General features: G+C 67.1%; 23 protein-coding genes and 1 pseudogene. 12 read left to right on the forward strand and 12 right to left on the reverse strand.

The window, feature by feature from the left end; translation table 11 throughout:
* Positions 1 to 360: 360 nt before the first annotated feature.
* Together WFK98_RS20855 and WFK98_RS20860 are read right to left on the reverse strand one after the other, a co-directional pair.
* Positions 361 to 2,037, reverse strand: coding sequence for a L,D-transpeptidase family protein (locus tag WFK98_RS20855; protein ID WP_336801599.1), 1,677 nt, complete (start codon positions 2,035 to 2,037; stop codon positions 361 to 363).
* A gap of 97 nt (positions 2,038 to 2,134) precedes the next feature.
* Positions 2,135 to 3,622, reverse strand: coding sequence for a sigma-54-dependent transcriptional regulator (locus WFK98_RS20860; RefSeq protein ID WP_336801600.1), 1,488 nt, complete (start codon positions 3,620 to 3,622; stop codon positions 2,135 to 2,137).
* A gap of 226 nt (positions 3,623 to 3,848) precedes the next feature.
* Here WFK98_RS20860 and WFK98_RS20865 point away from each other — a divergent pair, with 226 nt between their 5' ends.
* Positions 3,849 to 5,681 carry a M3 family oligoendopeptidase gene (locus WFK98_RS20865; protein WP_336801601.1) on the forward strand — a complete coding sequence of 611 codons (1,833 nt, stop codon included), beginning with the start codon at positions 3,849 to 3,851 and terminating at the stop codon, positions 5,679 to 5,681.
* 289 nt (positions 5,682 to 5,970) lie between these two features.
* On the opposite strand, the pseudogene WFK98_RS20870 reads toward WFK98_RS20865, so the two are convergent.
* Positions 5,971 to 7,848, reverse strand: a pseudogene (locus WFK98_RS20870) (ABC transporter ATP-binding protein).
* 233 nt (positions 7,849 to 8,081) lie between these two features.
* Complete coding sequence (locus WFK98_RS20875) at positions 8,082 to 9,008, reverse strand: AraC family transcriptional regulator (protein WP_420909657.1); 927 nt, start codon at positions 9,006 to 9,008, stop codon at positions 8,082 to 8,084.
* 81 nt (positions 9,009 to 9,089) lie between these two features.
* Here WFK98_RS20875 and WFK98_RS20880 point away from each other — a divergent pair, with 81 nt between their 5' ends.
* From WFK98_RS20880 to WFK98_RS20915, 8 genes are all read left to right on the forward strand, one after another.
* Positions 9,090 to 9,917 carry an oxidoreductase gene (locus WFK98_RS20880; protein ID WP_336801602.1) on the forward strand — a complete coding sequence of 276 codons (828 nt, stop codon included), beginning with the start codon at positions 9,090 to 9,092 and terminating at the stop codon, positions 9,915 to 9,917.
* A 248-nt stretch (positions 9,918 to 10,165) separates the two neighbouring features.
* Positions 10,166 to 11,521 carry an ABC1 kinase family protein gene (locus WFK98_RS20885; protein ID WP_336801603.1) on the forward strand — a complete coding sequence of 452 codons (1,356 nt, stop codon included), beginning with the start codon at positions 10,166 to 10,168 and terminating at the stop codon, positions 11,519 to 11,521.
* Positions 11,522 to 11,673: 152 nt separating this feature from the next.
* The gene (locus WFK98_RS20890; RefSeq protein ID WP_266340218.1) at positions 11,674 to 11,784 is read left to right on the forward strand and encodes an aa3-type cytochrome c oxidase subunit IV; all 111 of its coding nucleotides are present in this window, start codon (positions 11,674 to 11,676) and stop codon (positions 11,782 to 11,784) included.
* Between the two features lie 102 nt (positions 11,785 to 11,886).
* Positions 11,887 to 13,086: a Re/Si-specific NAD(P)(+) transhydrogenase subunit alpha gene (locus WFK98_RS20895; protein ID WP_336801604.1), complete on the forward strand. Its 1,200-nt coding sequence runs from the start codon at positions 11,887 to 11,889 to the stop codon at positions 13,084 to 13,086.
* 2 nt (positions 13,087 to 13,088) lie between these two features.
* Positions 13,089 to 13,580: a proton-translocating transhydrogenase family protein gene (locus tag WFK98_RS20900; RefSeq protein WP_266340220.1), complete on the forward strand. Its 492-nt coding sequence runs from the start codon at positions 13,089 to 13,091 to the stop codon at positions 13,578 to 13,580.
* 10 nt (positions 13,581 to 13,590) lie between these two features.
* Entirely contained in the window at positions 13,591 to 14,997 is a 1,407-nt protein-coding gene (locus WFK98_RS20905) for an NAD(P)(+) transhydrogenase (Re/Si-specific) subunit beta (protein WP_266340221.1), read from the forward strand.
* A 142-nt stretch (positions 14,998 to 15,139) separates the two neighbouring features.
* The gene (locus WFK98_RS20910) at positions 15,140 to 15,661 is read left to right on the forward strand and encodes a GNAT family N-acetyltransferase (protein WP_336801605.1); all 522 of its coding nucleotides are present in this window, start codon (positions 15,140 to 15,142) and stop codon (positions 15,659 to 15,661) included.
* Between the two features lie 301 nt (positions 15,662 to 15,962).
* A complete protein-coding gene (locus WFK98_RS20915; protein WP_336801606.1) occupies positions 15,963 to 16,715 on the forward strand; it encodes a DUF6065 family protein in 753 nt (250 codons plus the stop codon).
* Positions 16,716 to 16,763: 48 nt separating this feature from the next.
* Here the strand turns inward: WFK98_RS20915 and WFK98_RS20920 are convergent, their stop codons facing one another.
* The 5 genes from WFK98_RS20920 to WFK98_RS20940 all read right to left on the reverse strand — a co-directional run bounded on the left by WFK98_RS20920 (position 16,764) and on the right by WFK98_RS20940 (position 20,986).
* Positions 16,764 to 17,645, reverse strand: coding sequence for a tetratricopeptide repeat protein (locus WFK98_RS20920; protein WP_336801607.1), 882 nt, complete (start codon positions 17,643 to 17,645; stop codon positions 16,764 to 16,766).
* Between the two features lie 155 nt (positions 17,646 to 17,800).
* Complete coding sequence (gene rpsU, locus WFK98_RS20925; RefSeq protein ID WP_201400796.1) at positions 17,801 to 18,031, reverse strand: 30S ribosomal protein S21; 231 nt, start codon at positions 18,029 to 18,031, stop codon at positions 17,801 to 17,803.
* A gap of 411 nt (positions 18,032 to 18,442) precedes the next feature.
* Positions 18,443 to 19,162 carry a DUF1013 domain-containing protein gene (locus WFK98_RS20930; RefSeq protein WP_266340225.1) on the reverse strand — a complete coding sequence of 240 codons (720 nt, stop codon included), beginning with the start codon at positions 19,160 to 19,162 and terminating at the stop codon, positions 18,443 to 18,445.
* Positions 19,163 to 19,382: 220 nt separating this feature from the next.
* Positions 19,383 to 19,688, reverse strand: coding sequence for a hypothetical protein (locus tag WFK98_RS20935; protein WP_266340226.1), 306 nt, complete (start codon positions 19,686 to 19,688; stop codon positions 19,383 to 19,385).
* A gap of 299 nt (positions 19,689 to 19,987) precedes the next feature.
* Positions 19,988 to 20,986 (reverse strand): NAD(P)H-quinone oxidoreductase, encoded by a 999-nt coding sequence (locus WFK98_RS20940; RefSeq protein ID WP_336801608.1) that lies wholly within the window; start codon positions 20,984 to 20,986, stop codon positions 19,988 to 19,990.
* 99 nt (positions 20,987 to 21,085) lie between these two features.
* On the opposite strand from WFK98_RS20940, the gene WFK98_RS20945 reads away from it, so the two are divergent.
* Positions 21,086 to 21,277, forward strand: a complete 192-nt coding sequence (locus tag WFK98_RS20945) for a DUF1192 domain-containing protein (protein WP_266340228.1) — start codon at positions 21,086 to 21,088, stop codon at positions 21,275 to 21,277.
* Positions 21,278 to 21,490: 213 nt separating this feature from the next.
* Positions 21,491 to 22,018 (forward strand): protease adaptor protein RcdA, encoded by a 528-nt coding sequence (rcdA, locus tag WFK98_RS20950; RefSeq protein WP_266340229.1) that lies wholly within the window; start codon positions 21,491 to 21,493, stop codon positions 22,016 to 22,018.
* A 169-nt stretch (positions 22,019 to 22,187) separates the two neighbouring features.
* On the opposite strand, the gene rpmE is transcribed toward rcdA, so the two are convergent.
* Entirely contained in the window at positions 22,188 to 22,412 is a 225-nt protein-coding gene (gene rpmE, locus WFK98_RS20955) for a 50S ribosomal protein L31 (RefSeq protein ID WP_266340230.1), read from the reverse strand.
* A gap of 236 nt (positions 22,413 to 22,648) precedes the next feature.
* Here rpmE and WFK98_RS20960 point away from each other — a divergent pair, with 236 nt between their 5' ends.
* Complete coding sequence (locus WFK98_RS20960; RefSeq protein WP_336801609.1) at positions 22,649 to 24,487, forward strand: ABC transporter transmembrane domain-containing protein; 1,839 nt, start codon at positions 22,649 to 22,651, stop codon at positions 24,485 to 24,487.
* A gap of 404 nt (positions 24,488 to 24,891) precedes the next feature.
* Here WFK98_RS20960 and WFK98_RS20965 read toward each other — a convergent pair whose 3' ends face one another.
* Positions 24,892 to 25,920: a peptidoglycan -binding protein gene (locus tag WFK98_RS20965; protein WP_266340232.1), complete on the reverse strand. Its 1,029-nt coding sequence runs from the start codon at positions 25,918 to 25,920 to the stop codon at positions 24,892 to 24,894.
* Positions 25,921 to 25,922: 2 nt separating this feature from the next.
* The gene (locus WFK98_RS20970; protein ID WP_266340233.1) at positions 25,923 to 26,936 is read right to left on the reverse strand and encodes a flagellar motor protein MotA; all 1,014 of its coding nucleotides are present in this window, start codon (positions 26,934 to 26,936) and stop codon (positions 25,923 to 25,925) included.
* Positions 26,937 to 26,991: the final 55 nt, after the last annotated feature.

The following is a 26,991-nucleotide window of genomic DNA, read 5'->3' on the forward strand; positions in this document are numbered from 1 at the left end:
TGCGAGGAGCATGCGCAAAGCGGTGCTGCAACGCTGCAGCAGGCTGCGGTCTCGCTCGAACGGATCGGTTTGCTTAATCAATGTGCTTCTGCGTCCTTGCCCGAAATGGGCCCCCGTACAGGGCAGAATGCTTGAAGAGAGTTAACCAGCATTTACCGTAATCGACCTTTTTTACCCCGGCAGTATGGGGTCACCTGCCGATCACGGCATTGTCATTTCGCAACAGTCGAGCACGATCGTGGCATTTGAGGGGCAAAAAGAAAACCGCGCAGGAGCATTTCCTGCGCGGTTTCGCACATTCAATCGATTGATTCATACAAGCTTTGCCCCGCCGAGCGAGGCGCGAGGCCGGTTTCGGGCTCAGAGGCCGAGCGCTTTTTCCACCCGCGCGTTGTAGCCATAAATGTCGGGGCGGGTCTGGACGACGCCGTCATCATCGACGAAAGCGGTGAAATAGGTCAGGTGGATCGGGATCCGATTCGGCAGGTTGATCCACTTTTCCTTGCCGCCGACCATCTTGCGCAGCCGCTGCGGCGACCAGCCGCCCTGATGCGCCAGCAGCACGTCGGCGAACTCCAGCGGATCCTGGACGCGGACGCAGCCATGGCTGAGCGCGCGCACGTCGCGCTTGAAGAAGCTCTTCGACGGCGTGTCGTGCAGATAGACCGAGTGCTCGTTCGGGAACAGGAACTTGACGTTGCCGAGCGCGTTGTCGTCGCCCGGCGGCTGGCGGATCATGATCTGGCGCGCGTTGACGTTGCTCCAGTCGACCATCTGCGGATCGACGGGGCGGTATTTGCCGTCGACATTGGCGAGCACCTGGTAGCCCTTGCGGGTCATGTAGCTCGGGTCGCGGCGCACGGCCGGCAGCATTTCCTTCATCGTGATCGAGGCCGGCACGTTCCAGCTCGGATTGACGACAATCGATTCCATCGCGTCGGAGAAGATCGGCGTCTGGTTGGTGACCTTGCCGACCACGGCGCGGGTGGTGTGGATGACCTTGCCGTCCTCGACGACGCGGACGCTGTATTCCGGGATGTTCGCGATGATGTGGAACTGGCCGAGGTCGCGCGGCATCCAGCGCCAGCGCTCCATGTTGGCGATGATCTCGGCCGTGTTCGATTTGCCGGCGCCGTTGATGAAGGCGACCGTGGCGTTGCCGGCGATGCCGTCGGCCGTCAGACCCTTGTCGGCCTGGAAGCTCTTCACCGCCTGGGCGAGCGTCTCGTCGTAGACCTCGGGCGCCTCGCTCGGGGCGGGCAGGTCGAAGCGGGCGCGCAACAGCGGCACGCGCGGATCGGCGAGGCCGACCTTCATCGACTTGCCTTCCGGCACCGGGGCATGGGCCGTCGGGCTCTCGGCGCCTCGCGCCTTGGCGAGCGCCTTCTTCAGGCGGAGGTAGCCCTCGTGCTGCGGATTGTACGAAGCGATCGCCGCCGCGCCGTCGGTTGCCGTCGAGACGGTGGTCAGCACCTCGATCGGATCGGGCAGGAGCGGCTTCAGCGTGATCAGCTGGCCGATCGAGGACGGATCGAGGCGGCCGGCATAGGCCTGGCGCGCATAGGTGAGGACCGCCTTGCTGAACAGCAGGTCGACGGAAGCGGCGATGTCGGGGCCGGCCGGCGTGGTCGCGCCGATCGCGGCCGGCGGCAGCTTGTAGGCGGCGGGATCGAGTCCGTCCTCGGCGGCGGCGGCGATCCGGGCCATGATCTTGCGGGCCTGGGCGGTGTAGACGCCATTGACCATCCAGACCGGCTGGTAGTCGCGCTCGGCGTAGAACTCGACCATGGCGGCGCGGTCGCGCTTGTCGTTGAACGAGGCCTTGGCCTGGGGCTCGGCGAGCAGCGCCTTCAGGGCGCGGGCGCCCGGGTCGCTGGCGACATCGGCAAGCGCGAGGCTCGCGGCGCTTCCGGCGCGCTCGCGAAACGTCTTGCCTTCCGGCAGGTAGGCATGGGCCGATCCGACCGAGAGGCCGATCAGAGCCACGCCCGTCAGGAGTGCCTTCGCCTTCAACAACATCTTGCCCGAACCCTTCATGACTTCCGAACCTATCGAGCCGTTCCGGGGCGAACCCGTCGCGGTTGGTGCCTGGCACCCATAAACATCAACTGCGTGGACCGCGCTGCGATCCACGTCACTCTGCCGCTATTTTGCGGACGGTGGTTTCTTCGCCCCCCTCGGCAATGCCGAGTTCTTTGAGCTTGCGATAGAGAGTCGAGCGTCCGATTCCGAGTTTCCGCGCCACCGTTGCCATGCGGCCACGGTAGCGGTCGAGCGCGAGGCGGATCATCTCCGCCTCGATCTCGACAAGCGGACGGATGTCGCCGCCGGCATCGACGGCCTGGAGCACGCCGGGCTGCTGCGGCCGCGGGACGGCCGGCGCGGCCGGAGGCGCCGGCTCGCCTTCCGGGGCAAGCGGCATTGGCGTTCCCGGGTTGGCCTCGCCGGGATCTTGCAGCGCGATCTGCGGAAATTCGGCCGGCGTCAGCATCGGGCCATCCGATAGCGCGACGGCGCGAAAGATCGCGTTTTCGAGCTGGCGGACATTGCCGGGCCAGCCATGCGCCATCAGCTGCTCCAGTGCCTCGGGTGAGACGCCGCGCAGGCTGCGCTTGCCCTCCTCGGCCGCGAATCGGGCGGCGAATTGCCGGATCAGTTCGGGAATGTCGTCGTGCCGGTCGCGCAGCGGCGGCACGCGGATCGGGAAGACGTTGAGGCGGTAATAGAGATCCTCGCGAAACCGGCCTTCCTTGACGAGGGCGATCAGGTCGCGCTCGGTCGCCGCGATCAGGCGGATATCGACCTTGACCGGACGGCGGGCGCCGACGGGCTCGATCTCGCCTTCCTGCAGCACCGTGACCAGGCGCGCCTGTACGTCCAGCGGCAGTTCGCCGATCTCATCCAGGAACAGCGTGCCGCCCTGGGCCTTCTGCAGCTTGCCAGGATGGCGCGTAGCGGTGCCGGTCTCTAGGCCGAACAGGACCGAATCGGCCAGCGGCTGTGCCAGCGTGGCGCAGGCGACGGCGACGAAGGGCTTCGTCTTGCGGTCGCCGGAGCCATGGATGGCGCGGGCGATCCGCGCCTTGCCGACGCCGCGCTCGCCCTCGATCAGGATCGGCAGGGGCGAGCGCGCGGCGCGCCGGCCAAGCTGGACCACGCGGTCCATCGCCGGGCTGGCGGCGACGATGTCGTCGAAATCGAGCGTGCCGTCGGCCGAATGCCGGACGCGTCGCAGTTCCGTCTCCAGCGCCCGCAGGCGGAGCGCGTTCTGGATCGACACCTCGATCCGCTCCGGCGCGGCGGGCTTCAGCAGGAAATCCGTGGCGCCGGCCCGGATCGCGGCGGCGGCCTGGTCGATGCGGCTTTCCCTGGCCTGGACGATGACGGGCAGGGAGCGGCCGGTCCGCGGCAGGCGCTCCAGCACGCCGAGGCCGTCCAGTTCCGGCAGGACGAGGTCGAGGATCATCAGGTCGAAGCGGCCGCCGTCCGGCGCGGCGAGGCGCTCGAGCGCCGAGCGGCCATCCGCCAGCAGCTCGACCTCGTGCCCGAGCCGGTTCGCCGCCGCAGCCAGAAGCCGCCGCTGGGCGGGGTCGGCGTCGACGATGAGGATCTCTGCGGGCATGACGTCGCTTCACGATGTTTCGGCGGGCGAGGGCGGCGCGATGTCGGACATTGCCGGGGCGCCGGTCGGGGCATGATCGGATCGCAGCGTTAACGCGCTGTTACCCCTGTCGCCGGGCGCGGCCGAATCCCCACTCCGTTGCGCCGAGGCGGGGACGGACGGGTTGATCCGGATGGGGGTGGACCCCTAAGTATGAGCCAATCTTTCTCGCGTTATCGGATCTTCCATGTCCTTCACCTCCGCGATCCCGAAGAGTTCCGCCCTTGCCAGCCAGCCCGCCGACGCGGCGCTCGGCCCGTTGCCGGAATGGAACCTGGCCGATCTCTATCCCGGCATGGAATCGCCGGTGCTCGTCGCCGACCTCGCCAGGGGGCAGGCCGATTCGGTCGCCTTCGAGACCGCCTACAAGGGCAAGCTCGAGGGTCTCGCCCGCGACGGCGGCCTCGTCGCCGCGATTCGCGCCTATGAGGCGCTCGACGAGCTGCTCGGCCGCATCATCTCCTATGCCGGCCTCGTCTATTCCGGCGACACCACCGATCCGGTCGGCGCCAAGTTCTATGGCGACGTGCAGCAGAAGATCACCGACGCCTCGACGCATCTGCTGTTCTTCACGCTGGAGCTGAACCGCGTCGACGACGCCATGCTCGAGGCGGCGATGCAGGCGGATCCGGCGCTCGCGCATTACCGCCCGTGGATCGAGGATGTCCGCAAGGAGAAGCCGTACCAGCTGGAAGACCGCGTCGAGCAGCTCTTCCACGAGAAGTCGGTCACCGGCCGCGGCGCCTGGAACCGGCTGTTCGACGAGACGATGGCCTCGCTGCGCTTCGACGTGAACGGCGAGGAGCTGACGCTCGAGCCGACGCTGAACCTGATGCAGGACCCGGACGAGGCGAAGCGCAAGGCCGCCTCCGAGGCGCTGGCCGTGACCTTCGGCAAGAACATCCGCTTGTTCACGCTGGTCACCAACACGCTCGCCAAGGACAAGGAGATCTCGGACCGCTGGCGCGGCTTCGAGGACGTCGCCGCCTCGCGCCATCTCGCCAACCGGGTCGAGCCGGAAGTGGTCGACGCGCTGGTCGCCGCCGTGCGCGACGCCTATCCGCGCCTGTCGCACAGCTACTACAAGCTGAAGGCGAAGTGGTTCGGCAAGGATGCGCTCGACCACTGGGACCGCAACGCGCCGCTGCCGAAGGTGCCGAGCCGCACCATCCCCTGGACCGAGGCGCGCGACACCGTGCTCTCCGCCTATGGCGCCTTCGCGCCCGAGATGGCGTCGATCGCCAGGGATTTCTTCGACAAGAACTGGATCGACGCGCCGGTTCGCCCTGGCAAGTCGCCAGGCGCCTTCGCCCATCCGACCGTGCCCTCGGCGCATCCCTATGTGCTCCTGAACTACCAGGGCAAGACGCGGGACGTGATGACGCTGGCGCATGAGCTCGGCCATGGCGTGCACCAGGTGCTGGCCGGCCCGCAGGGCGCGCTGATGGCGCCGACGCCGCTGACGCTCGCCGAGACGGCCAGCGTGTTCGGCGAGATGCTGACCTTCCGTGCGCTGCTCGACAGCCAGACCGACCCGATCCAGCGCAAGGCCATGCTCGCCTCGAAGGTCGAGGACATGATCAACACGGTCGTGCGCCAGATCGCCTTCTATTCGTTCGAGCGCAAGGTCCACATCGCCCGCCGCGAGGGCGAGCTGACTTCCGACCGGCTGAACGAGATCTGGATGGAGGTGCAGGCCGAGAGCCTCGGCCCGGCGATCCGCCTCGGCCCCGGCTACGAGACCTTCTGGACCTACATCCCGCACTTCATCCATTCGCCGTTCTACGTCTACGCCTATGCCTTCGGCGATTGCCTGGTGAACTCGCTCTACGCCGTCTACCGGCAGTCGGAGAGCGGCTTCCAGGACAAGTATTTCGCCCTCCTGAAGGCCGGCGGCACCAAGCATCATTCGGAGCTTCTGGCGCCCTTCGGCCTCGACGCCACCGACCCGTCCTTCTGGCAGAAGGGCCTTTCGGTGCTCGAAGGCTTCATCTCCGAGTTGGAGGCGATGGAGGCGTAGTCGCTGACGTCGTTCTGAACAACGAGCCCGGCGCTGTCCTGATCGGATGGCGCCGGGCTTTTTCGTATGCCTCACGCGCCGTCATCCCCGCGAAGGCGGGGATCCATGCAGCCGGGTTCGCGGGGTTTTCACATTGACCGCCGAGCCAAGTTCCCGCGTCGCTGCCTGAATGGATCCCGGATCGCCGCTGCGCTTCGTTCGGGATGACGGCGAGGGTGGGGAGGGGATGGATGGAGCGAGGCGTGCGGAGAGTGGTACGCCGCGCCGTTACCGGCGCAGCGTAGTTCGTCTACAGGCTCGCCTGCGCCCGGTAGAGCCGGGCATAGGCGCCGTTGGCGGCGATCAGTTCCTCGTGGCTGCCTTCCTCTGTGATCCCTGTCTCCGTCAGCACCAGGATGCGATCGGCGCGCTGCACCGTCGACAGGCGGTGGGCGATGACGAGCGTCGTGCGGGATTTCGCCAGCGACAGCAGCGCCTGCTGCACGGCCCGTTCGCTCTCGTTGTCGAGCGCGCTGGTCGCCTCGTCGAAGATCAGGATCGGCGCGTCCTTCAGGATGGCGCGGGCGATGGTGAGGCGCTGCTTCTGGCCGCCCGAGAGCTTCACGCCGCGCTGGCCGATGTCGCTGGCATAGCCGTCCGGCAGCGCCCGGATGAAGTCATGCGCGTTCGCCGCCCGCGCCGCCGCCTCGACCTCGGCGTCGGTGGCGTCGGGCCGGCCGTAGCGGAGGTTTTCCATCACCGTTCCCGCGAACAGGTAGACGTCCTGCTGCACGATGCCGACATTGCGCCGGAGCGCGTCGAGCCGGATGTCGCGGATGTCGATGCCGTCGACGAGGATCCGCCCTTCCGTGACGTCGTAGAAGCGCGGGATCAGCGCGCAGAGCGAACTCTTTCCCGCGCCCGAGGCGCCGACGAGCGCCACGAACTCGCCGGGCCGGATCGCCAGCGACAGGTTCTTCAGCACATGCGGGCCGTCCTCCTCGTAGCGGAAGCCGACCGTCTCGAAGGTGATCGCTCCCTTCGCCCGGCCGAGCGCGATGGCACCTAGCCTGTCCCTTATGTCCGGCTCCGTCTCGAAGATCTCCATCACGCGGACGAAGCCGGTGAAGCCGCTCTGCCAGAGCCGGGCGAGATTGGCGAGGCGGTCGACCGGGTCGACCAGCACGGCGACGCAGAGCAGGAAGGTGAGGAGTTCCGCGACGCCGAGCGCGCCCTGCGCCACGCGGACCGCGCCGGCGACGATCACCATCACCGTCACGATCTGCGGGAATACCGTGGTGCCGGACCAGAGAAAGGCCTCGCTGCGATAGCCGATGCGCCTGCCTTCGAGGAAGTCCCGGTTCGCGACGTCGAAGCGCCGGTTCTCGAGCGCCTCGTTGGCGAAGGATTGCACGACGCGGATGCCGGCGAGCGAATCCTCGACCCGCTCGCTGACGCCGCCGACCCGCTCCTTCACCTGCAGCATCGCTGCGTTGACGCGGCTGTTGAAATGGAGCGCGTAGAAGGCCGCCGGCGGGATGAAGGCGAGGATCATCCACGCGAGCGGAACGTCGAGCGTGAACAGGATCGCCGTCACGCCGGCGAATTTGAGGACGGCGATGGCGAGGTCCTACGGCCCGTGGTGGTAGAGCTCGCCGACGTCGAACAGGTCGTGCGTGACGCGGCTCATCAACTGACCGACGCGCTGGCGATCATAGAAGCTGAAGGAGAGCTTCTGGCAGTGGGCGAACAGTTCGCGCCGCAGCGCCGCCTCCATTTTCGCGCCCATCATGTGGCCCTGGTAGTCGACGAACAGGGTCGCGAACGCCTGCACGGCCAGCAGGAGCAGCATGAGTCCGCCCATGGCGTAGATGGTGGGGAGCGTCGTCGACGGATCGTCCGCGCCGAGGAGCAGGCGCGTCACATGGTTGGCGCAGAGCGGCAGCAGCAGCGCCGTCACCGAGATCAGCACGGCGCAGGCGAGGTCGAGCGCCAGCAGCGGCAGATAGGGCCGGTAATAGCCGAGCAGCTTCGCGAGACGGGCGCGGGTCAGCCGCGGTGTCGAGGCCTCAGTCGGATCTTCCGACAGCGATGCGGCGCGTCGGGAGCGCGCGATCGGAGCCGGGGAAGGTGCGCTGGGGCTAGGGGCGTCGTCGCGTGTCTGCGGTTCCGGAGAACGGATAAGCATGGAACGTCATGTCCTGGTGATTTTCAAAAGCTCCTTTCCGGCTGGACATGAAGGTTCTCATCGGAGGCTCCCGGGTTTTCGCTGGACGAGGCGGCACTATGGCCCTGCGCCCCCCGCCCGGCAATGCCGGTCCGGCCGAAACCGGCCGTTCGTGGCTTTTCGGCACGGGCCGTCCCGAACTGCCGCTGGGCGGCGGCGCACGTGCACCCGACCTTGTCCGTGCTGTCCGGCGGTCAGGCGATTTCGCCCAGGTGACGGCGCACCCACTTGGCCTCTTCCGACGCCGTGCGTCCGAAATGGCGTTTGAAGTCCCGGCTGAACTGGGCGGAGCTCGCATAGCCGACGGAAGCCGAGACATCCGCGATCGTCCGGCTTTGTCGAGCGATCATCAGCCTGGCCTCGTGCAGCCGCATGGCCTTCACGTACTGCATCGGGCTGGTGCCCGTCATGCCCTTGAAATGGGCGTGATAGGACGGAACGCTCATGCCGACCGCGCCGGCCAGATCGGGGACCGAGATCTCGGTCCCAAAATTGTTCCGCAACCAGGCCAGGCTCTGAAAGACCTTGCCGGCCGCGTTATTTTGTCGGAGCGCCGCGATCATCGCGCCGCCTTGCGGGCCGATCAGAACGCGGTAATGCAGCTCGCGCAGGAGGCCCGCTCCCAGCACGTCCACCTCGACGGCGTTGCCGAGCGCCTTCAGGAGGCGCAGCAGCACGTCCTCCAGGTCGGGGGCCATCCGGCTCGAAACGAGGCCCCGCGGCCTGTCGGTCAACCGGGCGCCGTGCCCCTCCAGTTGCATGGCGATCTCGCCAGCCAGCTGCATGTCGAAATCGACATAGAGCGCGATCAGCGGCCGTTCCGGGCTGGCGAGCGAATCCATCCGGAACGGGACGGGCACGGAAACGGCCAGATAGTGGTCTTCGTCATACTGGAAGACCTCGCCGTCCAGGATGCCCCGCTTGCTTCCCTGCAGCACGAATACGGCGCCGGGCTCGTAGAGGACCGGGATGTCCTGCAGCACGGCTTCGGTGCGGAGGATGCGGACACCCTTGAGCGCGGTCGGGTTGTAACCGTGCTGGGGCGCAAGCAGGCCCGCCATCGCCACCAGGGCGCGCCGATTGGGCGGCTCGTTTTCTCGGTTCATAGGATTCGGCAACAAACCAAGAGGATATGCCGTCGTCGAGGCACGTGATCCATATTATCGGTCAATCAAGTTCCCCAGCAAGGAAGTTTGCCGACCATGTCATCTAGAACCTTCTTCATCACCGGCGCCAATTCCGGTTTCGGCCTGGCGATCGCATCCGCCGCGGCCCTGTCTGGCCACAAGGTGATCGGAACCGTGCGCTCGGAGACCGCCCGCGCGGTGCTGGCCGATGCCGTGCCGGACGTCCGTCCCGTGCTTTGCGACGTGACGGACTTCGACCGCATCCCGGATGTCGTTCGTGAGGCGGAAGACGAGCACGGGCCCGTCGATGTCCTGATCAACAACGCCGGTTACGGCCATGAGGGGGTGCTGGAGGAGTCGCCGCTCGAAGAGATGCGGCGACAGTTCGACGTCAACGTTTTCGGCGCCGTCGCCGTCGCCAAGGCGTTTCTGCCGCGATTCCGCGAGCGCCGCAGCGGCTTCATCGTCAACGTCACATCGATGGGCGGCATGATCACCATGCCCGGCATCGCCTATTACTGCGGCAGCAAGTTCGCGCTCCAGGGCATATCGGAAGTGATGCGCATGGAAATGGCGCCGTTCGGCGTTTACGTCACGACCCTTTGCCCGGGTTCCTTCCGGACGGACTGGGCGGGACGATCGATGGTGCGCACGGAAAGGTCGATCGCCGACTACGACGCGCAGTTCAACCCGATCCGGGAAACCAGGCAGGCCGTCAGCGGCAGGCAGCTGGGCGATCCGGAAAAGCTGGCCGATGCCGTTCTGACCCTGGTGCAATCCGGAAATCCACCGCCGCAGCTTCTGCTCGGCAGCGATGCCGTCCGGCTCGTGTCGGCGAGGATCGAGCGGCTTCAGCAGGAAATCGAGGCCTGGAAGGCGGTCAGCTTGTCCACGGACGGCTGACGAGGGTGGGAACTCGCATCCGGTGGCGCGGAGCGCGGACCTTCTGAGCCAAAGGAATACCTGCTGGATCCGGGACGATCTTCCGCCAGCGACGGAGTAGCGCGGGCTCTTTGGTGAGCCGGCGCTTGCGTGCGGCGCAAGGGATCGCATCTTAGGCTGGGTCCGATCGATTCCCGCCGCCGCGTGCCTCCGTCCGGCACGTCCGTCTTGTGAGGGCGCTCGCCGAACGCCCGAGAAGAGAGCCGCCCATGTCCGATTCCGAACGCAACCGTCTCACCGGCCGCCTGTCGCGCTATGCCCGCGTCGGCGTCAATGTCGGCGGGGTCGCGGCCAAGGTGGCGGGGGCGCGCCTGTTCGGCGGCTCGCTCGACAAGAACAAGAACGCGTCGGAACTGGCCGCCGCCCTCGGCGGGCTCAAGGGGCCGCTGATGAAGGTCGGCCAGATCCTCTCCACCGTGCCGGACCTCGTGCCGCCCGAATATGCCGAGGAATTGTCGCAATTGCAGGCGAACGCGCCGCCGATGGGCTGGCCCTTCGTCAAGCGGCGCATGCAGGCCGAACTCGGCGCGAGCTGGGAAAAGCGGTTCCAGCTGTTCGAGCATCAGCCGGCCGCCGCCGCCTCGCTCGGCCAGGTGCATCGGGCGATCGCCAGGGACGGCAAGGCGCTGGCGATGAAGCTGCAATATCCGGACATGCAGTCGGCGGTCGAGGCCGACCTGGCGCAGTTGAAGATCCTGCTTTCCGTCTATCGCCGCATCGACAAGGCGATCGACACCAGCGAGATCTACGAGGAGATCGGCACGCGCATCCGCGAGGAGCTCGACTATGGCCGCGAGGCGCGGCATGCGCTGCTCTACAAGATCATGCTCGACGGCGAGACGCTGGTCCGCGTCCCGGAAGTGGAGCCTCGGCTGTCGACCAACCGGCTACTGGCGCTCGAATGGCTCGACGGCAAGAGGCTGCTCGACTATCGCGATCGCCCGCTCGAAGAGCGCAACCGGATCGCGACCGCCATGTTCAATGCCTGGTGGTCACCCTTCGCCCGATACGGCGTCATCCATGGCGACCCGCATCTCGGCAACTACACCGTGTTCGAGAATGGCGCCGGCGAGGCGGCCGGCATCAACCTGCTCGACTATGGCTGCGTCCGCATCTTCCCGGCGCCGTTCGTCGCCGGCGTCGTCGACCTGTTCCACGGCCTGCGCGACAACGACCGCGACCGCATCGTCTCGGCCTATGAGGTCTGGGGCTTCGGCGGGCTATCGAACGAATTGATCGAGGCCTTGAACATCTGGGCCCGCTTCATCTACGGGCCGCTGATCGACGATCGCGTCCGCACCATCGCCGATGGCGTCGCGCCGTCGGAATATGGACGGCGCGAGGCGTTCCAGGTGCATCAGGTGCTGCGCGAGAAGGGGCCGGTGACGGTGCCGCGCGAATTCGTCTTCATGGACCGCGCGGCGGTCGGTCTCGGCTCGGTGTTCCTGCACTTGAAGGCGGAAATGAATTTTCACCGCCTGTTTGCCGAGACGATCGAGGGATTCGACCGCGAGATGCTCGATTACCGCCAGAAGGCGGCGCTCGGCGGGGTCGGATTGGCCTGATCGGGAGGCGGCGGCTGTGGGCGCCCGCAGCGCCGGACTGCCGCGTCCTGCCGCAGTGCGGCGATGCCGGATTGCCCGCCCCGGCCAAGTGTTGTAAACGCCGAACACGTTTGGTTCCGCTGGAGGATTGAGACAACATGGCCGAAAGCCCGATGGACTACGCTGAGCACGAGAGAACCTACGCTTTCTTCACCGGCCTTACCAAATACGGCACGATCGCCTGCGTCGTGGTCCTCGTGCTCATGGCAATCTTCCTGCTCTGAGTTCTGATAGAGGCCATCCGGCCATCTCCGGATGCAGCAATACCCGAGTGACTTGACTGCGCGGGTGTGCCGATGACCCCCGCCGTGCCAAAGGGATACGCCATGAAGATTGGTGTGCCGGCGGAGGTTGACGGGCTGGAAAGCCGCGTCGCCGCGACGCCTGAGACCGTGAAGAAGTTTATCGCGCTGGGCGCCGAGGTTTCGGTGCAGTCCGGCGCGGGATTGGCCTCGCGCATTCCCGACGCGGAGTATGCCGCCGCCGGGGCGACGATCGCCGCGGACGCCGCCGAGGCCGTGCGCGACGCCGACGTCGTGCTGAAGGTCCGCCGGCCGCAGGCCGAGGAACTCCCCGCCTACAGGAAGGGCGCGCTGGTCGTCGCCACCATGGATCCCTATGGCCATGAGGACGCGGTCGCCGGCATGGCCGGCGCCGGCGTCACCGCCATCGCCATGGAGTTCATGCCGCGCATCACCCGCGCCCAGGTGATGGACGTGCTCTCCAGCCAGGCGAACCTCGCCGGCTACCAGGCCGTCATCGACGCCGCCGCCGAATATGACCGCGCTTTGCCGATGATGATGACCGCCGCCGGCACCGTGCCGGCCGCCCGCGTCTTCGTCATGGGCGCCGGTGTCGCCGGCCTGCAGGCGATCGCCACCGCCCGCCGCCTCGGCGCCGTGGTGACCGCGACCGACGTGCGCCCGGCCGCCAAGGAGCAGGTCGAGAGCCTCGGCGCCAAGTTCGTCGCCGTCGAGGACGACGAGTTCAAGCAGGCCGAGACCGCCGCCGGCTACGCCAAGCCGATGTCGGCGGAATACCAGGCCAAGCAGGCGGCGCTCGTCGCCGAGCACATCAAGAAGCAGGACATCGTCATCACGACGGCCCTGATCCCCGGCCGCGCCGCGCCGCGCCTGGTCTCGGCCGCCATGGTCGCCTCGATGAAGCCGGGTTCGGTGCTGATCGACCTCGCGGTCGAGCGTGGCGGCAATGTCGAGGGCGCCAGGCCTGGCGAAGTCACGGTCGTCGACGGCAAGAAGATCGTCGGCCACCTGAACGTCGCCGGCCGCATCGCCGCGACCGCCTCGCAGCTCTACGCCAAGAACCTCTACGCCTTCGTCGAGACGCTGATCGACAAGGCGTCGAAGACCGTCGCCGTCAACTGGGACGACGAACTGGTCAAGGCGACCGTGCTGACGCGCGACGGCGCCGTCGTGCATCCGGCGTTCAAGCCCAAGGAAGCGCCCAAGGAAGCGCCGGTCGAAGAGCCGAAGCCAATTCTCGTTGCTGAGCAGGGGGCCAGCTGATCATGGCAAGTCTTACGCCCGACCAGGCGGCCAGTGCCGCCAAGTCCGCCGCCGACGCCGCGAGCGCCGCGGCGAGCGCCGCGCAGGAAGCCGCCGCCGCCGCGCAGATCTATGCCGAGCAGGCGGCCGGCGGTCTCGGCGATGCCGCCGGCGCCGTGGCGCACGCGGTTTCCGGCGGGGCCATCGACCCCTTCGTCTTCCGCCTCTCCGTCTTCGTGCTGGCGATCTTCGTCGGCTACTACGTCGTCTGGTCGGTCACGCCGGCGCTGCACACGCCGCTGATGTCCGTCACCAACGCGATCTCCTCGGTGATCGTCGTCGGTGCGCTGCTCGCGGTCGGCGTCGACGCGGCGGTCGATGCGGCCGCGGCCTCCGGCCATGCCTGGGCGCAGGGCTTCGGCTTCGTCGCCCTGATCCTCGCCAGCGTCAACATCTTCGGCGGTTTCCTCGTAACCAGTCGCATGCTCGCCATGTACAAGAAGAAGACGAAGTGAGGCCGCGCCGATGACAACCGCAAATATCACGGCGCTGCTCTACCTCGTCTCCGGCGTCCTGTTCATCATGGCGCTCCGGGGCCTCTCCAGCCCGGCCACCTCGCGCCAGGGCAATCTCTACGGCATGGTCGGCATGGGGATCGCGATCGTCACGACCCTCGTGCTCGCCGCGCCGAAGAGCGCCTCCGCCTGGGGCATGATCATCCTCGGCCTCGCCATCGGCGGCGGCGTCGGCGCCGTCATCGCCCGCCGCATCGCCATGACGGCGATGCCGCAGCTGGTCGCCGCCTTCCACTCGCTGGTCGGCCTCGCCGCCGTGATGGTGGCCGCCGCCGCCCTCTATGCGCCCGCCGCCTTCGGCATTGGCGACATCGGCCACATCCACGGCCAGGCGCTGGTCGAGATGTCGCTCGGCGTCGCGATCGGTGCGATCACCTTCACCGGCTCGGTCATCGCCTTCGCCAAGCTCAACGGCAACATGTCGGGCAAGCCGATCCTGCTGCCGGCCCGACATCTGATGAACGCCGGCCTCGCCATCCTGCTGGTGGTGCTGATCGTCGCGCTCGTCTTCACCGAGAGCCACCTGGTCTTCTGGCTGATCGTGCTGGTCTCGCTGGTGCTCGGCGGCCTGATCATCATCCCGATCGGCGGCGCCGACATGCCCGTCGTCGTGTCGATGCTGAACTCCTATTCGGGCTGGGCCGCGGCCGGCATCGGCTTCACGCTCGGCAACACCGCGCTGATCATCACCGGCGCGCTGGTCGGCTCGTCGGGCGCGATCCTGTCCTACATCATGTGCAAGGGCATGAACCGCTCGTTCATCTCCGTCATCCTCGGCGGCTTCGGTGGCGAGACGGCGGGAGCGGCTTCGGGCGGCGCGGTCGAGCAGCGTCCGGTCAAGCAGGGTTCGGCCGAGGACGCCGCCTTCATCATGAAGAACGCCTCCAAGGTCATCATCGTGCCGGGCTACGGCATGGCGGTGGCGCAGGCGCAGCACGCGCTGCGCGAAATGGCCGACAAGCTCAAGGCGGAAGGCGTCGAGGTCAAGTATGCCATCCATCCGGTGGCGGGCCGCATGCCGGGCCACATGAACGTGCTGCTGGCCGAGGCGAACGTGCCGTATGACGAGGTCTTCGAGCTCGAGGACATTAATTCGGAGTTCGCCCAGGCCGACGTCGCCTTCGTCATCGGCGCCAACGACGTCACCAACCCGGCCGCCAAGACCGACCCGACCTCGCCGATCTTCGGCATGCCGATCCTCGACGTCGAGAAGGCCGGCACGGTGCTGTTCATCAAGCGCGGCATGGGTTCCGGCTATGCCGGCGTCGAGAACGAGCTGTTCTTCAAGGACAACACGATGATGCTCTTCGCCGACGCGAAGAAGATGGTCGAAAGCATCGTCAAGTCGCTCGACTGACCGCCGGCCGGCCAAGGAATACGAGGAGGCCGCCTCTGGGGCGGCCTTTTTGTTTCCGGGGACTTTCCCGTCGCCGGGGGGGGCTTGCGTGGCGCCCGGAACATCCGTTCCCTGCGCGGGATCATGGGAGAGGGGAGAACCGATGGGTTCCGACGTGACGGTCCGCCGGCTCCAGGCCGGGGATGTCGAGGGCTTTCGCGCGCTGCGTCTTCGGGCGCTGCTGGATACGCCGACGGCGTTCGGCTCCAGCTATGAGGAGGACTCGGCGCTCTCCGAGGCCGCGCTGCTGGCGCGACTCGCGGGCGCCAGCGCCGTCTTCGCTGCGTTCGAGGACGGGGCGATGGTCGGCATGGCCGGCTTCCACGCACAGTCGGGCCCCAAGCGCCGCCATCGTGGCCTGCTCTGGGGCGTCTTCGTCGCGACGGAGCAGCGCGGGCGCGGCCTTGCGCGTCGGCTGGTCGAGGCGGTCATCGGCCATGCGAGCCAGCATGCGCTGGTGATGGAGGCGGGGGTAACGGTCGGCAATCGCTTCGCACTCGCGCTTTATGAGAGCCTCGGCTTCCGCCAGATCGGCCGGCTGCCGCGCGCTCTTTTCGTCGACGGCGTCTTCCACGACGAGATCCTCCTAGTGCTGGATATGCAGCCGTCCGCGCCGGAGGTCTGAAGACGGGAAGACGGCGTCATTGCCGAACTTGGATTGACGCTGCGGAATCAATTGTTCAGTCTCGCTGCGGGGGCGATTCACAAGCAACGGGGCTCTACTGATGTCCGACCGCAAGACCTATGTTCCGCCTGTCCTTATCAAGCGTTCCAAGATCGGCCCGATCGTGGCCCTTACGTCGCCGGTGATCTGGTCGCCGACCTAGCACGGGACACACGGCCCGTCGCCGTGACGGGCCGGATTGTGTCGAACCCGGTGGCCCCAGGCCATCGGGGGGTGAACTTGGCGAAAATGATCGGCCAGCATGAAGCTCATCGCCTATGTCATGGATGGCCACGAACTGGACATCCGGCCGGCGCGCCCGAATCGCGCGTGGATGGACGCGTATTTCGAACGTTACGCCTATGGCTGCCTGCCGCTGCTGATGGCCAATATGCACGGCTGGGAGATCTTCTCGCCGGTCAGTTTCACCGCGATCTGGAACGGCGGCGGCCACAAGGACGGCGTGGCCATCCTCGAGGACGAGGATTCGAACGGCCAGATCCTGAGCTTCTTCGGGAGCGGGATCGTCACCTACAAATTGCCGGCGGTGTTCCGCACCGAGCCGGGCTATGACCTCTACGTCCAGGCGCCGCCGAACAACCCGATCGACGGCGTGGCGCCGCTCGCCGGCATCGTGGAGATGGACTGGGCCACCACCATCATCTCGATGAACTGGCAACTGACGCGTCCGAATTTCGCCGTGCGCTTCAAGAAGGGGCAGCCGCTGTGCCAGGTCTTTCCGGTGAAGCGCGGCGAATTGGAAAACTTCGAGCCGGAGAAGCGCCGGCTTTCCGACGAGCCGGAACTGGCCGCCTATATCGATGAATGGCTCGCGCGCCGCAGAGGGTTCCAGGCAGCGTTGAAGGATCCCGATTCGCCGGAGCGGCGACAGAAATGGCCGGGGAACTATCGGCGCGGCACCGACGTCTTCGACGAATCGGCGGCGCCCTCGGATCACCTGACCCGGCTTCGGTTGAAGCCCTTCAAGGAAAAGCCGGATGGCGACGGAGGATGAGGCGCCCGGCGAGCTTCAGGACGCCCGCGGGGGCGCGTCTGGAGAATGTCAGCTGCTGGTGCCGGGCGCGGTGCGGCGCATGCCGTCGCGGGCCGGCGCGTAGCCGGGATTGAGCGTGTGGGCGCGATTGAAGGCCGCGAAGGCCGCGTCGCGCTCGCCGAGTTTCTCCAGCGCCAGGCCCTGGTTGGTCCAGCCCTGGTAATTGTCCTTGTCACGGCGGACGACGGCGTTGAAGTCGTCGAGGGCCGCCTTGTAGTCGCCGGTGGCGAGGTAGGACAGGCCGCGGCCGAGATGCGGGGCAGGGGCGTTCGGCACATAGGTCATCGACGCGGTGAAGTCGGCGATGGCGTCGTCGTGGCGGCCCTGGCCCTGGTAGATCAGCGCGCGGTTGTTGTAGGCCTTCGGATCCGTCGGCTCGAGTTCGATCGCCTTCGAGAAATCGGCGAGCGCCAGGTCGATCTGGCCCTGCGAGCGATAGAGGTTGCCGCGGCCGACATAGGCTTCGTTGTAGCTCGGATTGATCTCGATCGAGCGATTGTAGTCGCTGAGGGCCTGGCCGTTCTGGTTCAGCTTGCGCTGCACGAGGGCGCGGTTCGAATAGGCCTGGTAGAAGCCTGGATTGATCTCGATCGCACGGTTGAAGTCGGCCAGCGCCTGATCGTAGCGGCCGGCTCGGCCGAGCGCCGTGCCACGAACATTGTAGCCCGAGGCGTCGCTCGGGTTCTGGTTCACGACGGCGGAGAGCGACGAGATATTGGCCTCGGAGCCCATGGCGCGGTCGACGTCGTCGAAGTCGTGGACGTTCGAGGCGGTCTGGCAGCCGGCCAGCGCCAGAGCGCCGAGGATCGAACCGAGCAGCAGCGTCCGCGTCGGCCTGGTCGCGCCGTTCGAGAACGGGCCCGCGAGCGAAAGGCGATGCTGCGCCAGCATGGACGTTGCTCCGAATGGGCGCCCATGGCGATCGAGCGGGCGCTAGACAACAAAAGGAAACGAGCCCGAATGAACGAGCTCGTTACCTTGGAACTTCAAGCGTAAGATAGGCGAAAGCAGGGCGGGACAGCCCGGGCCGTCACCGCCTTAGCGTATCAGCGCTTCGGCTTGGGAGCCGCAACGAGGCCGCCTTCGCGCTGGGCGCGCTTGCGGGCCAGCTTGCGAGCGCGACGGACGGCTTCCGCCTTCTCGCGAGCCTTCTTCTCGGAGGGCTTCTCATAGAAGTTGCGAAGCTTCATCTCGCGGAAGATGCCTTCACGCTGCATCTTCTTCTTGAGAGCCTTGAGCGCCTGATCGACGTTGTTGTCGCGAACGAGTACCTGCACGCGGGAGCGTCCTATCTTGATCCGGTCCGGATGAAATCTCGGGAGAGACGACGCCGGGCGACAGAAGCCGCCGATCAACACCGTCCCATTTGTGGTGGCTCTCTTAGCAGATGGGGCGAGGCCATGTCAAAGCGAAGCACTGCCAAAACAAGGTAAAATCTCGCCCTGGCCGGCCTGGCGTGTCATTTCTGCCTGCGATTGCGGACATCGGATCCGAATTCGGCCGGCGACGACACGCTGAATTCAAACAGAATCGGCGGCCGGGTGCAATTCTTCGCGACCGAGTCGCGGCGGGTCATCACGACATTGGGCGGATCCGGCCGGATCGCACGAAAAAGGCCCCGCCGATGGCGGGGCCTGCTGTCCGAGTCGTCCGGGCGCGGCGGCCGGGGAGGCGCTTTCGCGCCAGCCTCAATCCTCGTCGTCCTCGTCGACCGGCCCCTTCAGCGACTTCAGCTTGGCGAAGACGGCGTCGGCGTCGAGCTCGTCCTTGCTGGTCTCCTCGTGGCGATAGGAGCGCAGTGCAGCCGAGGCGAGCGCGTCGGCCGCGGTCGTCTCCTCGGTCGGCAGCAGCGTCTCGCCCTCGGCGCCCGGCTCGCGCGGCGGCGCGTTCTTGGCGGCTTTCTCGACTTCGAAGTCAAGATCGATCTGCGAGCAGAGGCCGAGCATGACTGGATCGGACGGCGTCAGGCTGGCGGAATTCCAGTGGCTGCGGTCACGGATCGAATCGATCGTCGGCTTGGTGGTGCCGACCAGGCGCATGATCGCCGCGTCCTTCAGTTCCGGATGGTTGCGCAGCAGCCAGAGGATGGCGTTCGGACGATCCTGACGGCGCGACACAGGGGTGTAGCGCGGACCCTTGCGCTTCTGCACCGGCACGCGGACGCGCGTCTCGGCCATCTTCAGCCGATACTTCGAATCCTTCTGGGCGCGGTCGATTTCCTCGCGCGTCAGCTGGCCGGTGGTGATCGGATCGAGTCCCTTGATGGTCTGCGCTGCCTCGCCATCCGCGATCGCCTTCACCTCGAGCGGGTGCAGCTTGCAGAAATCGGCGATCTGGTCGAAGCCGAGAGAGGTATTCTCGACGAGCCAGACGGCGGTTGCCTTCGGCATCAGCGGGATAGTCGACATAATTCTCTCCTGGTCGCTCTCCCGGTGGTCGGCCGGAGGAGCAGAGCAATCGTCTGAATGACGGGGATGGCCCGATATATAGACCGGCGCCCTCGACGACGCAAACAATGCTTGTTCACGCCCGCGGGCGCACGGCCAGTCGCGGCCCCTCCATCGCCACCCGGACGAGCGGCTGCCGGATGCGGGCGCATCCGGCAGCCAGACGATCCCTGCGGCGCGCCTACGGGGCGGGCTTGGCCGGTTCGGCCGGTGCCGGCGTCGCGGGAGCCGGGGTGGCGGGCTCCGGCGTTGCCGGAGCAGCCGGAGCAGGCGTTGCCGGGGCAGGCGTGGCCGGCTCTGCGGGCTTGGCCGGTTCAGCCGGCTTCGGAGCTTCCGCCGGAGCGGCCGGAGCAGGGGCCGGTGCCGATTGCTCGGTGGTGGTGGGAGCCGGCGGCGCGACAGGCGTGCGCGACTTCCACCAGAAATAGGCGATCACCAGGACGATGATGACGACGACGACCCAGACCCAAGTATTTTGGCGTTGCATGTTGTCCTCCGGGGTGCGTGCTGCACCGACAGCTGCAATCTTACATCGAATCGACCCATTCCACGAAGAGGAAACAATGGGTTACGTTTCGGACGGTCTCGAATTCTACTGCATCGAGGCTGATCTTGGTGGCCGGAGCCTGAGAATTCAGCCTCTATCCAGCGGCTCTCGGCAGGAAGGGGTGGTGTTACGCTGCGGTATGCGCCGAAACATCCTCCCCGCCCGAAAGTGCAACGGCTTTCGCGCGCCATGGTTTCATCGGACACGCATATAGCGCGCCTTCGGGCCGGGAGCAGCGCTCAGAGCGTCAGCACGATCTTGCCGATATGGCCCGAACTCTCCATCCGGCGATGGGCTTCCGCCGCCTGGGCGAGCGGGAAGGTGGCGTCGATGCGCGGCAATACCTCGCGCCGCTCGATCAGCGGCCAGACCTTCTCATGCAGCGCGCTGGCGATTCCCGCCTTGAAGGCGACCGTGCGGGGCCGCAGCGTCGAGCCGGTAAGCGTCAGCCGCTTGGCCAGAAGGCGGGTGAAATTGACGTCGGCGATGGCGCCGTTCAGGAAGGCGATCTGGCCGATATGACCATCGAAGGCGGCCGCGTCGAAGTTGCGCTCGATATAGTCGCCGCCCACCATGTCGAGGATGACGTCGGCGCCATGGTCGTCTGTCGCTTCCTTCACCGCGGCGACGAAATCCTCCAGGTGGTAGTCGATCGCCCGGCTGGCGCCGAGTTCGACGCAGGCGGCGCATTTTTCCGGCGAGCCGGCCGTCGCCAGCACGGTGGCGCCGAACGCCTTCGCCAGCTGGATCGCCGTGGTGCCGATGCCGGAGGTGCCGCCATGGACCAGGAAGACGTCGCCGGCCTTCAGGCCACAGCGCTCGAACACATTGTGCCAGACGGTGAAGAAGGTCTCGGGCAGGGCGGCCGCCTCGACCAGGCTGAGGCCCTTCGGAACGGGGAGCGCGTTGGTCTCGTTGACGGCGACATATTCGGCGTAGCCGCCGCCGGCGACGAGCGCCGTCACCGCGTCGCCGATCTTGAAGCGGCTGGCGTTGCGGCCGAGCGCCAACACATGGCCGGCGACTTCCAGCCCCGGCAGGTCGGAGGCGCCCTTGGGCGGCGGGTAGTGGCCCTGGCGCTGCGCGACATCCGGCCGATTGACGCCGGCCGCCGCTACCTGGATCAGGATTTCATGTTCGAAGGGATGCGGCAGCGGGCGCCGCGTCGGCTGCAGCACGTCCGGCCCGCCGGGCTCGGAGATTGCCATCGCGGTCATGGTTTCGGGCAAGGCGTTCATCGGGCTCTCCTGCGGCTTCGACGCCCCTGGCTGGCAAAGGCGGATTCGATCTTGCTATCTTTGGCCCAGACGGGACCTGAAAACGAGATGGAGCGCATCATGGCTCTCTTCGACGACGCGCCGGTGGAAAAGCCGGTTCCCCACCGGATCGGCGAGGATCTCGGCCGACTCTCGATCGACGAGCTCACCGATCGGATCGCACTGCTGGAGGCGGAAATCGGCCGGCTCCGCGAGGCGATCACTGCCAAGACCGCTTCGCGCGCCGCCGCCTCGTCCTTCTTCAAGAGCTAGCGCGAGGACCTGGCAAGCCATTGCGAAGGCCCGGCGTCCCCGCGCCCGCCGCGGGCGTGCTCCTTTGTCACAGCGGCCGATTCCCTGGCGTCAGGAGGCCGTTGCGCACGGCTCATTCTTTGACTTCCGTGCCGGCTGGCGGCAAAATCGCCGAAGACTTGCGCCCCGTTCGCATCTTGATGGACGAGCGCGGCTGCGCAATGGAATGGCCTCATGACAGACGATAGCCCTGGGCAGAGCAACGCGCCGGTCGTTTTCGGCAGGCGCTTCGCGTTTTCTGATACTTTCCGCGGACTTTTCCGGGAAGGGATGCTGCTCGTCGAGGAGACGGCGGCTTATCTCGACGGTGACGGCCGCGCCGAATCGCGCGATCTCGCCCGCGCCGCCTCGCTGACCTACGCGACCGAATCGATGCGCTTGACCACGCGGCTGATGCAGATCGCGTCGTGGTTGCTGCTGCAGCGCGCCGTCAACGAGGGCGAGATGACCTTCGAGCAGGCCGGCGCGGAGAAGGCCAAGGTGCGACTGCGCGGCTTCGGCACGCAGACCGAGGGCCCGAACTGGGCCGAGCTGCCGCTGCGCCTGCGCGAGCTGATCGAGCATTCGGTGCGGTTGCAGGAGCGCGTCATCCGCCTCGATGACGCCATGTACAATGCCGCCCAGGCCGAGGAGCCGGCGGAAAATCCCGTCAGCCGCCAGCTCGGCCAATTGGCGCGCGCCTTTGGCGCCGGTGGCGAATAGCCCCTCTTCGGACGCTCCCTGACAGATCGGACGGGCCGGCGGCGCGCGGAAGCGGCGCTGCCGGGTCCTTGCTGGCGCGTGCGCGACTTGTGGCGACCGGTTTCCTTCGGACAAACAAAAAGCCCGGCCAGAGGCCGGGCTTTTCGAAACGTCGTGCTTCGAGGGCGAATTAGCCGCCGATGAAGCCCTTGAACTTGTTGTTGAAGCGCGAGACGCGACCGCCGCGATCGAGCAGGGTCTGCGTGCCGCCGGTCCAGGCCGGGTGGGTCGTCGGGTCGATGTCGAGGTTCATGACCGCGCCTTCTTCACCATAGGTGGACTTGGTCAGATACTCGGTGCCGTTCGTCATCACGACCTTGATCGTGTGATAATCGGGATGAATGCCATTCTTCATTGTCTGGTCCTCGCGGCTCGGTCCGTTGGACCGCATGGTCGTCGCCCGCCGAAGCGGCAGCGCCGTCCTGATCAATGGGGAAAACGGCTGCTTGCGACGGGCCGTCCTGTGGGGCGACGATATAGCCCAGCGTTCCGGCCGGCACAAGAGGCGGCTTAGCTTGAAACACCGCCGCCATCGGTGCATCTAGGCGCCATCGAGGCGATCGCCTCCGCGAAGGATTGAGACGGGAGCCGATGGCGGACCGAGACGCGATACCGAGCGCCGCCGCGCGCGCTTCTGGAGTTTCTGACTCTGCGGCCGCCGCCGACGCTCCCAAGGGGGGGCGCCGCTCGCTGCGGCCGCTGGCGATGCTGCTTCCCTATGTGCTGCGCCGCAAGCCGCAACTGGTGGGCGCAATCCTCGCGCTCGTGATGGCGGCGTTGGCGACGCTGACCGTGCCGCTCGCCGTCCGCCGCATGATCGACCACGGCTTCACCGCCGACAGCGCCGGCACCATCAACGTCTATTTCATGGCGCTGATCGGCGTCGTCGCCGTGCTCGCCGCCGCTTCCAGCCTGCGCTTCTATTTCGTAACCTGGCTGGGGGAGCGCGTCGTCGCCGATCTGCGCGCCGATGTTTTCCGCCATCTGGCGGCCCTTGGCATCGACTTCTTCGACCGCAACCGGTCCGGCGAGATCGCCTCGCGGCTGACCGCCGACACCACCCAGATCAAGGCGGTCGCCGGCGCCAACATCTCGATCGCGCTGCGTAACCTGGTGATGTTCCTCGGCGGCGTGACGATGATGATCGTCACCAGCCCGAAACTGTCGGGCATGGTGCTGATCGCGCTGCCGATCGTCGTGCTGCCGCTGGTCGGCTTCGGTCGCCGGGTGCGGCTGCGCTCGCGCAAGGCGCAGGACATGCTGGCGGATGCCTCGGCCTATGCGTCGGAGAGCATCGGCGCCATCCGCATCGTCCAGGCCTTCACCGCCGAGGCGACGGTGGCGCGCCGATTCGCCGACAGTGTCGAGGGCGCCTTCGTCGCCGCGCGCAATTCGACGGTGGCGCGCGCGGCGCTGACCGGTTTCGGCATCTTCATGGTCTTCGCCAGCATGGTGGCGGTGCTCTGGTGGGGCGCGCAGGACGTGCTCGCCGGCCGGATGACGCCGGGTACGCTCGGCCAGTTCCTGATCTACGCGGTGATCGCCGCCGGCGCACTCGGCGAGCTTTCGCAGGTCTGGGGCGATATCTCCAACGCCACCGGCGCGGCCGAGCGGTTGGCCGAGATCCTGGCGGAAAAGCCGTCGATCGCCGCCCCCGCCCGGCCGAAGCATCTGGCCGAGCCGGTTCGCGGCGGCCTTGCCTTCGAGGATGTCGGCTTCGCCTATCCCGAGGGTGGTCGCGGCGCTGCCATCCGCCATATCGGCTTCCGGGTCGAGCCCGGCGAGCGCGTGGCCGTCGTCGGCCCCTCCGGCGCCGGCAAGAGCACGCTCTTCAACCTGATCCTGCGCTTCTACGATCCGCAGCATGGCCGCGTGACGCTGGACGGCGTCGACATCCGCGAACTCGATCCGGTGGCGCTGCGCAGCCACATCGCCATCGTGCCGCAGGATACGGTCGTCTTCGCCGCGAGCGCCGCCGAGAACATCGCCATCGGCCGGCCCGGCGCAGACAGCGCCGCGGTCGAGCGCGCCGCCGTCTCCGCCCATGCGGACGGCTTCCTCGCCAGTCTGCCGGCCGGCTATGCGACCGAACTCGGCGAGCGCGGCGTGACGCTATCGGGCGGCCAGCGCCAGCGCATCGCCATCGCCCGCGCCATCCTGAAGGACGCGCCGATCCTGCTGCTCGACGAAGCGACCTCGGCCCTCGACGCCGAGAGCGAGGTGGCGGTGCAGTCGGCGCTCGACCAGCTGATGGAAGGCCGCACGACGATCGTCATCGCCCACCGGCTCGCGACCATCCTGAGCGCCGACCGCATCCTCGTCATGGATGGCGGCGCGATCGTCGAGGAGGGGACGCACGATTCCCTCGTGCGGCTCGGCGGCCTCTATGCCCGGCTGGCGCGGCTGCAGTTCCGCGAAGACGCCGCCTGACCTCAGGCGGCGGCGAGGCGTCCTCAGCTCAGTTCGGGATGTAGCGTGCAGCCCTCATCACCGAGGAGCCCGAAGGGGCGTGCCGAAGGATGCAGGGCGCTCATGGCCAAGCGCCCTGCAATTCCGAAGTGCGTCCTTCGAGACGGCCTGCTTCACAGGCCTCCTCAGGATGACGGGAATTGGGTCTGGCAGGCGAACAAAAGGGCGCATGCCGTCATGTCGACAATTGCTCTCTGCCCTCCGACCTAGACTCGACGTCATCCCGGGCTTGACCCGGGATCCATCCAGCCGCGGGATTGGGAGGTCCATGCGCCGAGGCTCATGCTGCATGGAACCTCGCCTCCGCGAGAATGACGGCGGAGCGGAGGGCAGTGCGGCAAACCTCGTCCAGTCGCGAGGGCAAACTACCTTTCGGTCAGCTTCAGCTCGATGCGGCGATTGCGGGCATAGGCGGCGTCGTCATTGCCCTGGACCAAGGGCTGGAACTCGCCGAAGCCGGCGGCGACCAGATGGATCGGCTGCACGCCCTGATCGACCAGGAAGCGCACCACCGCGATGGCGCGGGCCGAGGACAGTTCCCAGTTGTTGCGGAAACGACCGGAGCCGGAAAGCGGACGCGCGTCGGTATGGCCGTCGACGCGCAGCACCCAGGCGATCTCGGGCGGGATCTCGCCTTCCAGCACCTTGAGCGCGTCGGCGAGCTTGGTCATCTCGACCCGGCCCTCTTCGTTGATCTCGTCCGAGCCGGACGGGAACAGCACTTCCGACTGGAAGACGAAGCGGTCGCCGACGATGGTGATGTCGGGCCGGTTGCCGAGGATCTCGCGCAGGCGGCCGAAGAAGTCGGAGCGATAGCGCGACAGTTCCTGCACGCGCTGCGCCAGCGCCACGTTCAGCCGGCGGCCGAGGTCGGCGATCTTGGTCTGGCTTTCGGTATCGCGCTTCTCCGAGGCGCCCAGCGCTTCTTCGAGCGCGCCGATCTGGCGGCGCAGCGCCGCGATCTGCTGGTTGAGGATCTCGACCTGCGACAGCGCCTTCTGGCTGACGACCTTCTCGTTCTCGAGCGCCTTGGTGATGATGGCGATCTGGCCCTCGGCCGAGCCGGCGGCGGCGGTCGAGCTGTCGGCGGCGCCCTTCAGGCGGTCGCGTTCCGCCTCGGCGGAGGCGAGGCTCGCCTGCAGATTGGCGAGCTGGTCGGCGACGTCCTGCTTGCCGGCGCGCTCCATCGCGAGCAATTCGGTCAACTCGGCGATCTGGCCATTCAGCCGGTTCAGCACCGTGTCCTTGCCAGTGATCTCGCGGCTCTGCAGGAACTGCAGCAGCGCGAAGATTGACAGCAGGAAGATGAAGACGAGCAGCAGGTTCGACAGCACGTCGACAAACGCCGGCCAGACATCGCTCCTGGCCTCGCGGCGGCGGGCACGGGCGGCCACGCTTATTCTCCGGCCGGTTGCTTGAGGGCCCTGGCGATCACTTCAAGCAGCTGCTGCATCTCGCGCTGCTGGTCCGCCTGCTGCTCGACCCAGCCGCGCACCACCTGCTGTTCGCTGCGCATGTGCTGGACCAGGCCCTGGATGCCCTCGGCGAGGTTGGCCATCGCCGCGGTCGCGCGCTGCGTCGAGCCGCCGGCGCCGGCGCCGCCGCCTTCATGCACGGCGGCCGCCAGCCGTTCGATGGCGACGCGGAGATCCTCGCCCGAGGTGGCGCCTTCGCGCACGTCGAGCATGCTCGGGTCGAGATCGGTGACGGTGGAGAGCCAGTCTTCCAGCTCGGTATAGAACTTGTTCTGCGCCTGCCCGGCCTGCAGGTCGAGGAAGCCGAGGATCAGCGAGCCGGCGAGGCCGAACAGCGAGGACGAGAACGCCGTGCCCATGCCGGTCAGCGGGCCCTCCAGGCCAGCCTTCAGGTCCTCGAAGATCACCGTGCTGTCGCCGGCGCCGATGTTGAGGCCGCGAATGGCGTCGGCGACGGCGCCGACGGTCTCGAGCAGGCCCCAGAAGGTGCCGAGAAGGCCGAGGAAGATCAGCAGGCCCGCCAGATAGCGCGACGTGTCGCGATCCTCGTCCAGGCGCATCAGGATCGAATCGAGCACCGAGCGCATCGTCTGGGTCGAGATCGACATGCGGCCGAGGCGGTCGCCCAGGATCGCCGCCATCGGCGCGAGCAGCACCGGGGCGCGCTCCAGCTCGATCGAGCGGTCGGAATTGCGGAAGCCGTTGACCCAGCGGATTTCCGGGAAGATGCGGATCACCTGCCGGAAGGCCAGCAGAATGCCGATGAACAGCACGCCGATGATGACGCCGTTCAGGGCCGGGTTGGCGAGGAAGGACGTATAGACCTGGCGATAGAGGATCAGCGCGACGAAGGCGGCGATGACCAGGAAGATGATCATCCGCCACAGATAGACCTGCGGGCTGGCAAGTTTGTAAGGGTCGAAGTCTCTTGCCATCGTTCTCCGCCGGATCACGCTGCGTCTCGTTTCGCCTTCGCGCATCCTGGCCCAG

The sequence above is a fragment of the Kaistia sp. MMO-174 genome (genome assembly GCF_037147815.1).
In the GTDB taxonomy this organism is placed as follows: Bacteria; Pseudomonadota; Alphaproteobacteria; order Rhizobiales; family Kaistiaceae; genus Kaistia; species Kaistia nematophila.

Coding starts and splice junctions, on each gene's coding strand:
- WFK98_RS20855 (WP_336801599.1), bottom strand. CDS start 2,037: ATGAAGGGTTCGGGCAAGATGTTGTTGAAGGCGAAGGCACTCCTGACG.
- WFK98_RS20860 (WP_336801600.1), bottom strand. CDS start 3,622: ATGCCCGCAGAGATCCTCATCGTCGACGCCGACCCCGCCCAGCGGCGG.
- WFK98_RS20865 (WP_336801601.1), top strand. CDS start 3,849: ATGTCCTTCACCTCCGCGATCCCGAAGAGTTCCGCCCTTGCCAGCCAG.
- WFK98_RS20880 (WP_336801602.1), top strand. CDS start 9,090: ATGTCATCTAGAACCTTCTTCATCACCGGCGCCAATTCCGGTTTCGGC.
- WFK98_RS20885 (WP_336801603.1), top strand. CDS start 10,166: ATGTCCGATTCCGAACGCAACCGTCTCACCGGCCGCCTGTCGCGCTAT.
- WFK98_RS20890 (WP_266340218.1), top strand. CDS start 11,674: ATGGACTACGCTGAGCACGAGAGAACCTACGCTTTCTTCACCGGCCTT.
- WFK98_RS20895 (WP_336801604.1), top strand. CDS start 11,887: ATGAAGATTGGTGTGCCGGCGGAGGTTGACGGGCTGGAAAGCCGCGTC.
- WFK98_RS20900 (WP_266340220.1), top strand. CDS start 13,089: ATGGCAAGTCTTACGCCCGACCAGGCGGCCAGTGCCGCCAAGTCCGCC.
- WFK98_RS20905 (WP_266340221.1), top strand. CDS start 13,591: ATGACAACCGCAAATATCACGGCGCTGCTCTACCTCGTCTCCGGCGTC.
- WFK98_RS20910 (WP_336801605.1), top strand. CDS start 15,140: ATGGGTTCCGACGTGACGGTCCGCCGGCTCCAGGCCGGGGATGTCGAG.
- WFK98_RS20915 (WP_336801606.1), top strand. CDS start 15,963: ATGAAGCTCATCGCCTATGTCATGGATGGCCACGAACTGGACATCCGG.
- WFK98_RS20920 (WP_336801607.1), bottom strand. CDS start 17,645: ATGCTGGCGCAGCATCGCCTTTCGCTCGCGGGCCCGTTCTCGAACGGC.
- WFK98_RS20930 (WP_266340225.1), bottom strand. CDS start 19,162: ATGTCGACTATCCCGCTGATGCCGAAGGCAACCGCCGTCTGGCTCGTC.
- WFK98_RS20935 (WP_266340226.1), bottom strand. CDS start 19,688: ATGCAACGCCAAAATACTTGGGTCTGGGTCGTCGTCGTCATCATCGTC.
- WFK98_RS20940 (WP_336801608.1), bottom strand. CDS start 20,986: ATGAACGCCTTGCCCGAAACCATGACCGCGATGGCAATCTCCGAGCCC.
- WFK98_RS20945 (WP_266340228.1), top strand. CDS start 21,086: ATGGCTCTCTTCGACGACGCGCCGGTGGAAAAGCCGGTTCCCCACCGG.
- rcdA (WP_266340229.1), top strand. CDS start 21,491: ATGACAGACGATAGCCCTGGGCAGAGCAACGCGCCGGTCGTTTTCGGC.
- rpmE (WP_266340230.1), bottom strand. CDS start 22,412: ATGAAGAATGGCATTCATCCCGATTATCACACGATCAAGGTCGTGATG.
- WFK98_RS20960 (WP_336801609.1), top strand. CDS start 22,649: ATGGCGGACCGAGACGCGATACCGAGCGCCGCCGCGCGCGCTTCTGGA.
- WFK98_RS20970 (WP_266340233.1), bottom strand. CDS start 26,936: ATGGCAAGAGACTTCGACCCTTACAAACTTGCCAGCCCGCAGGTCTAT.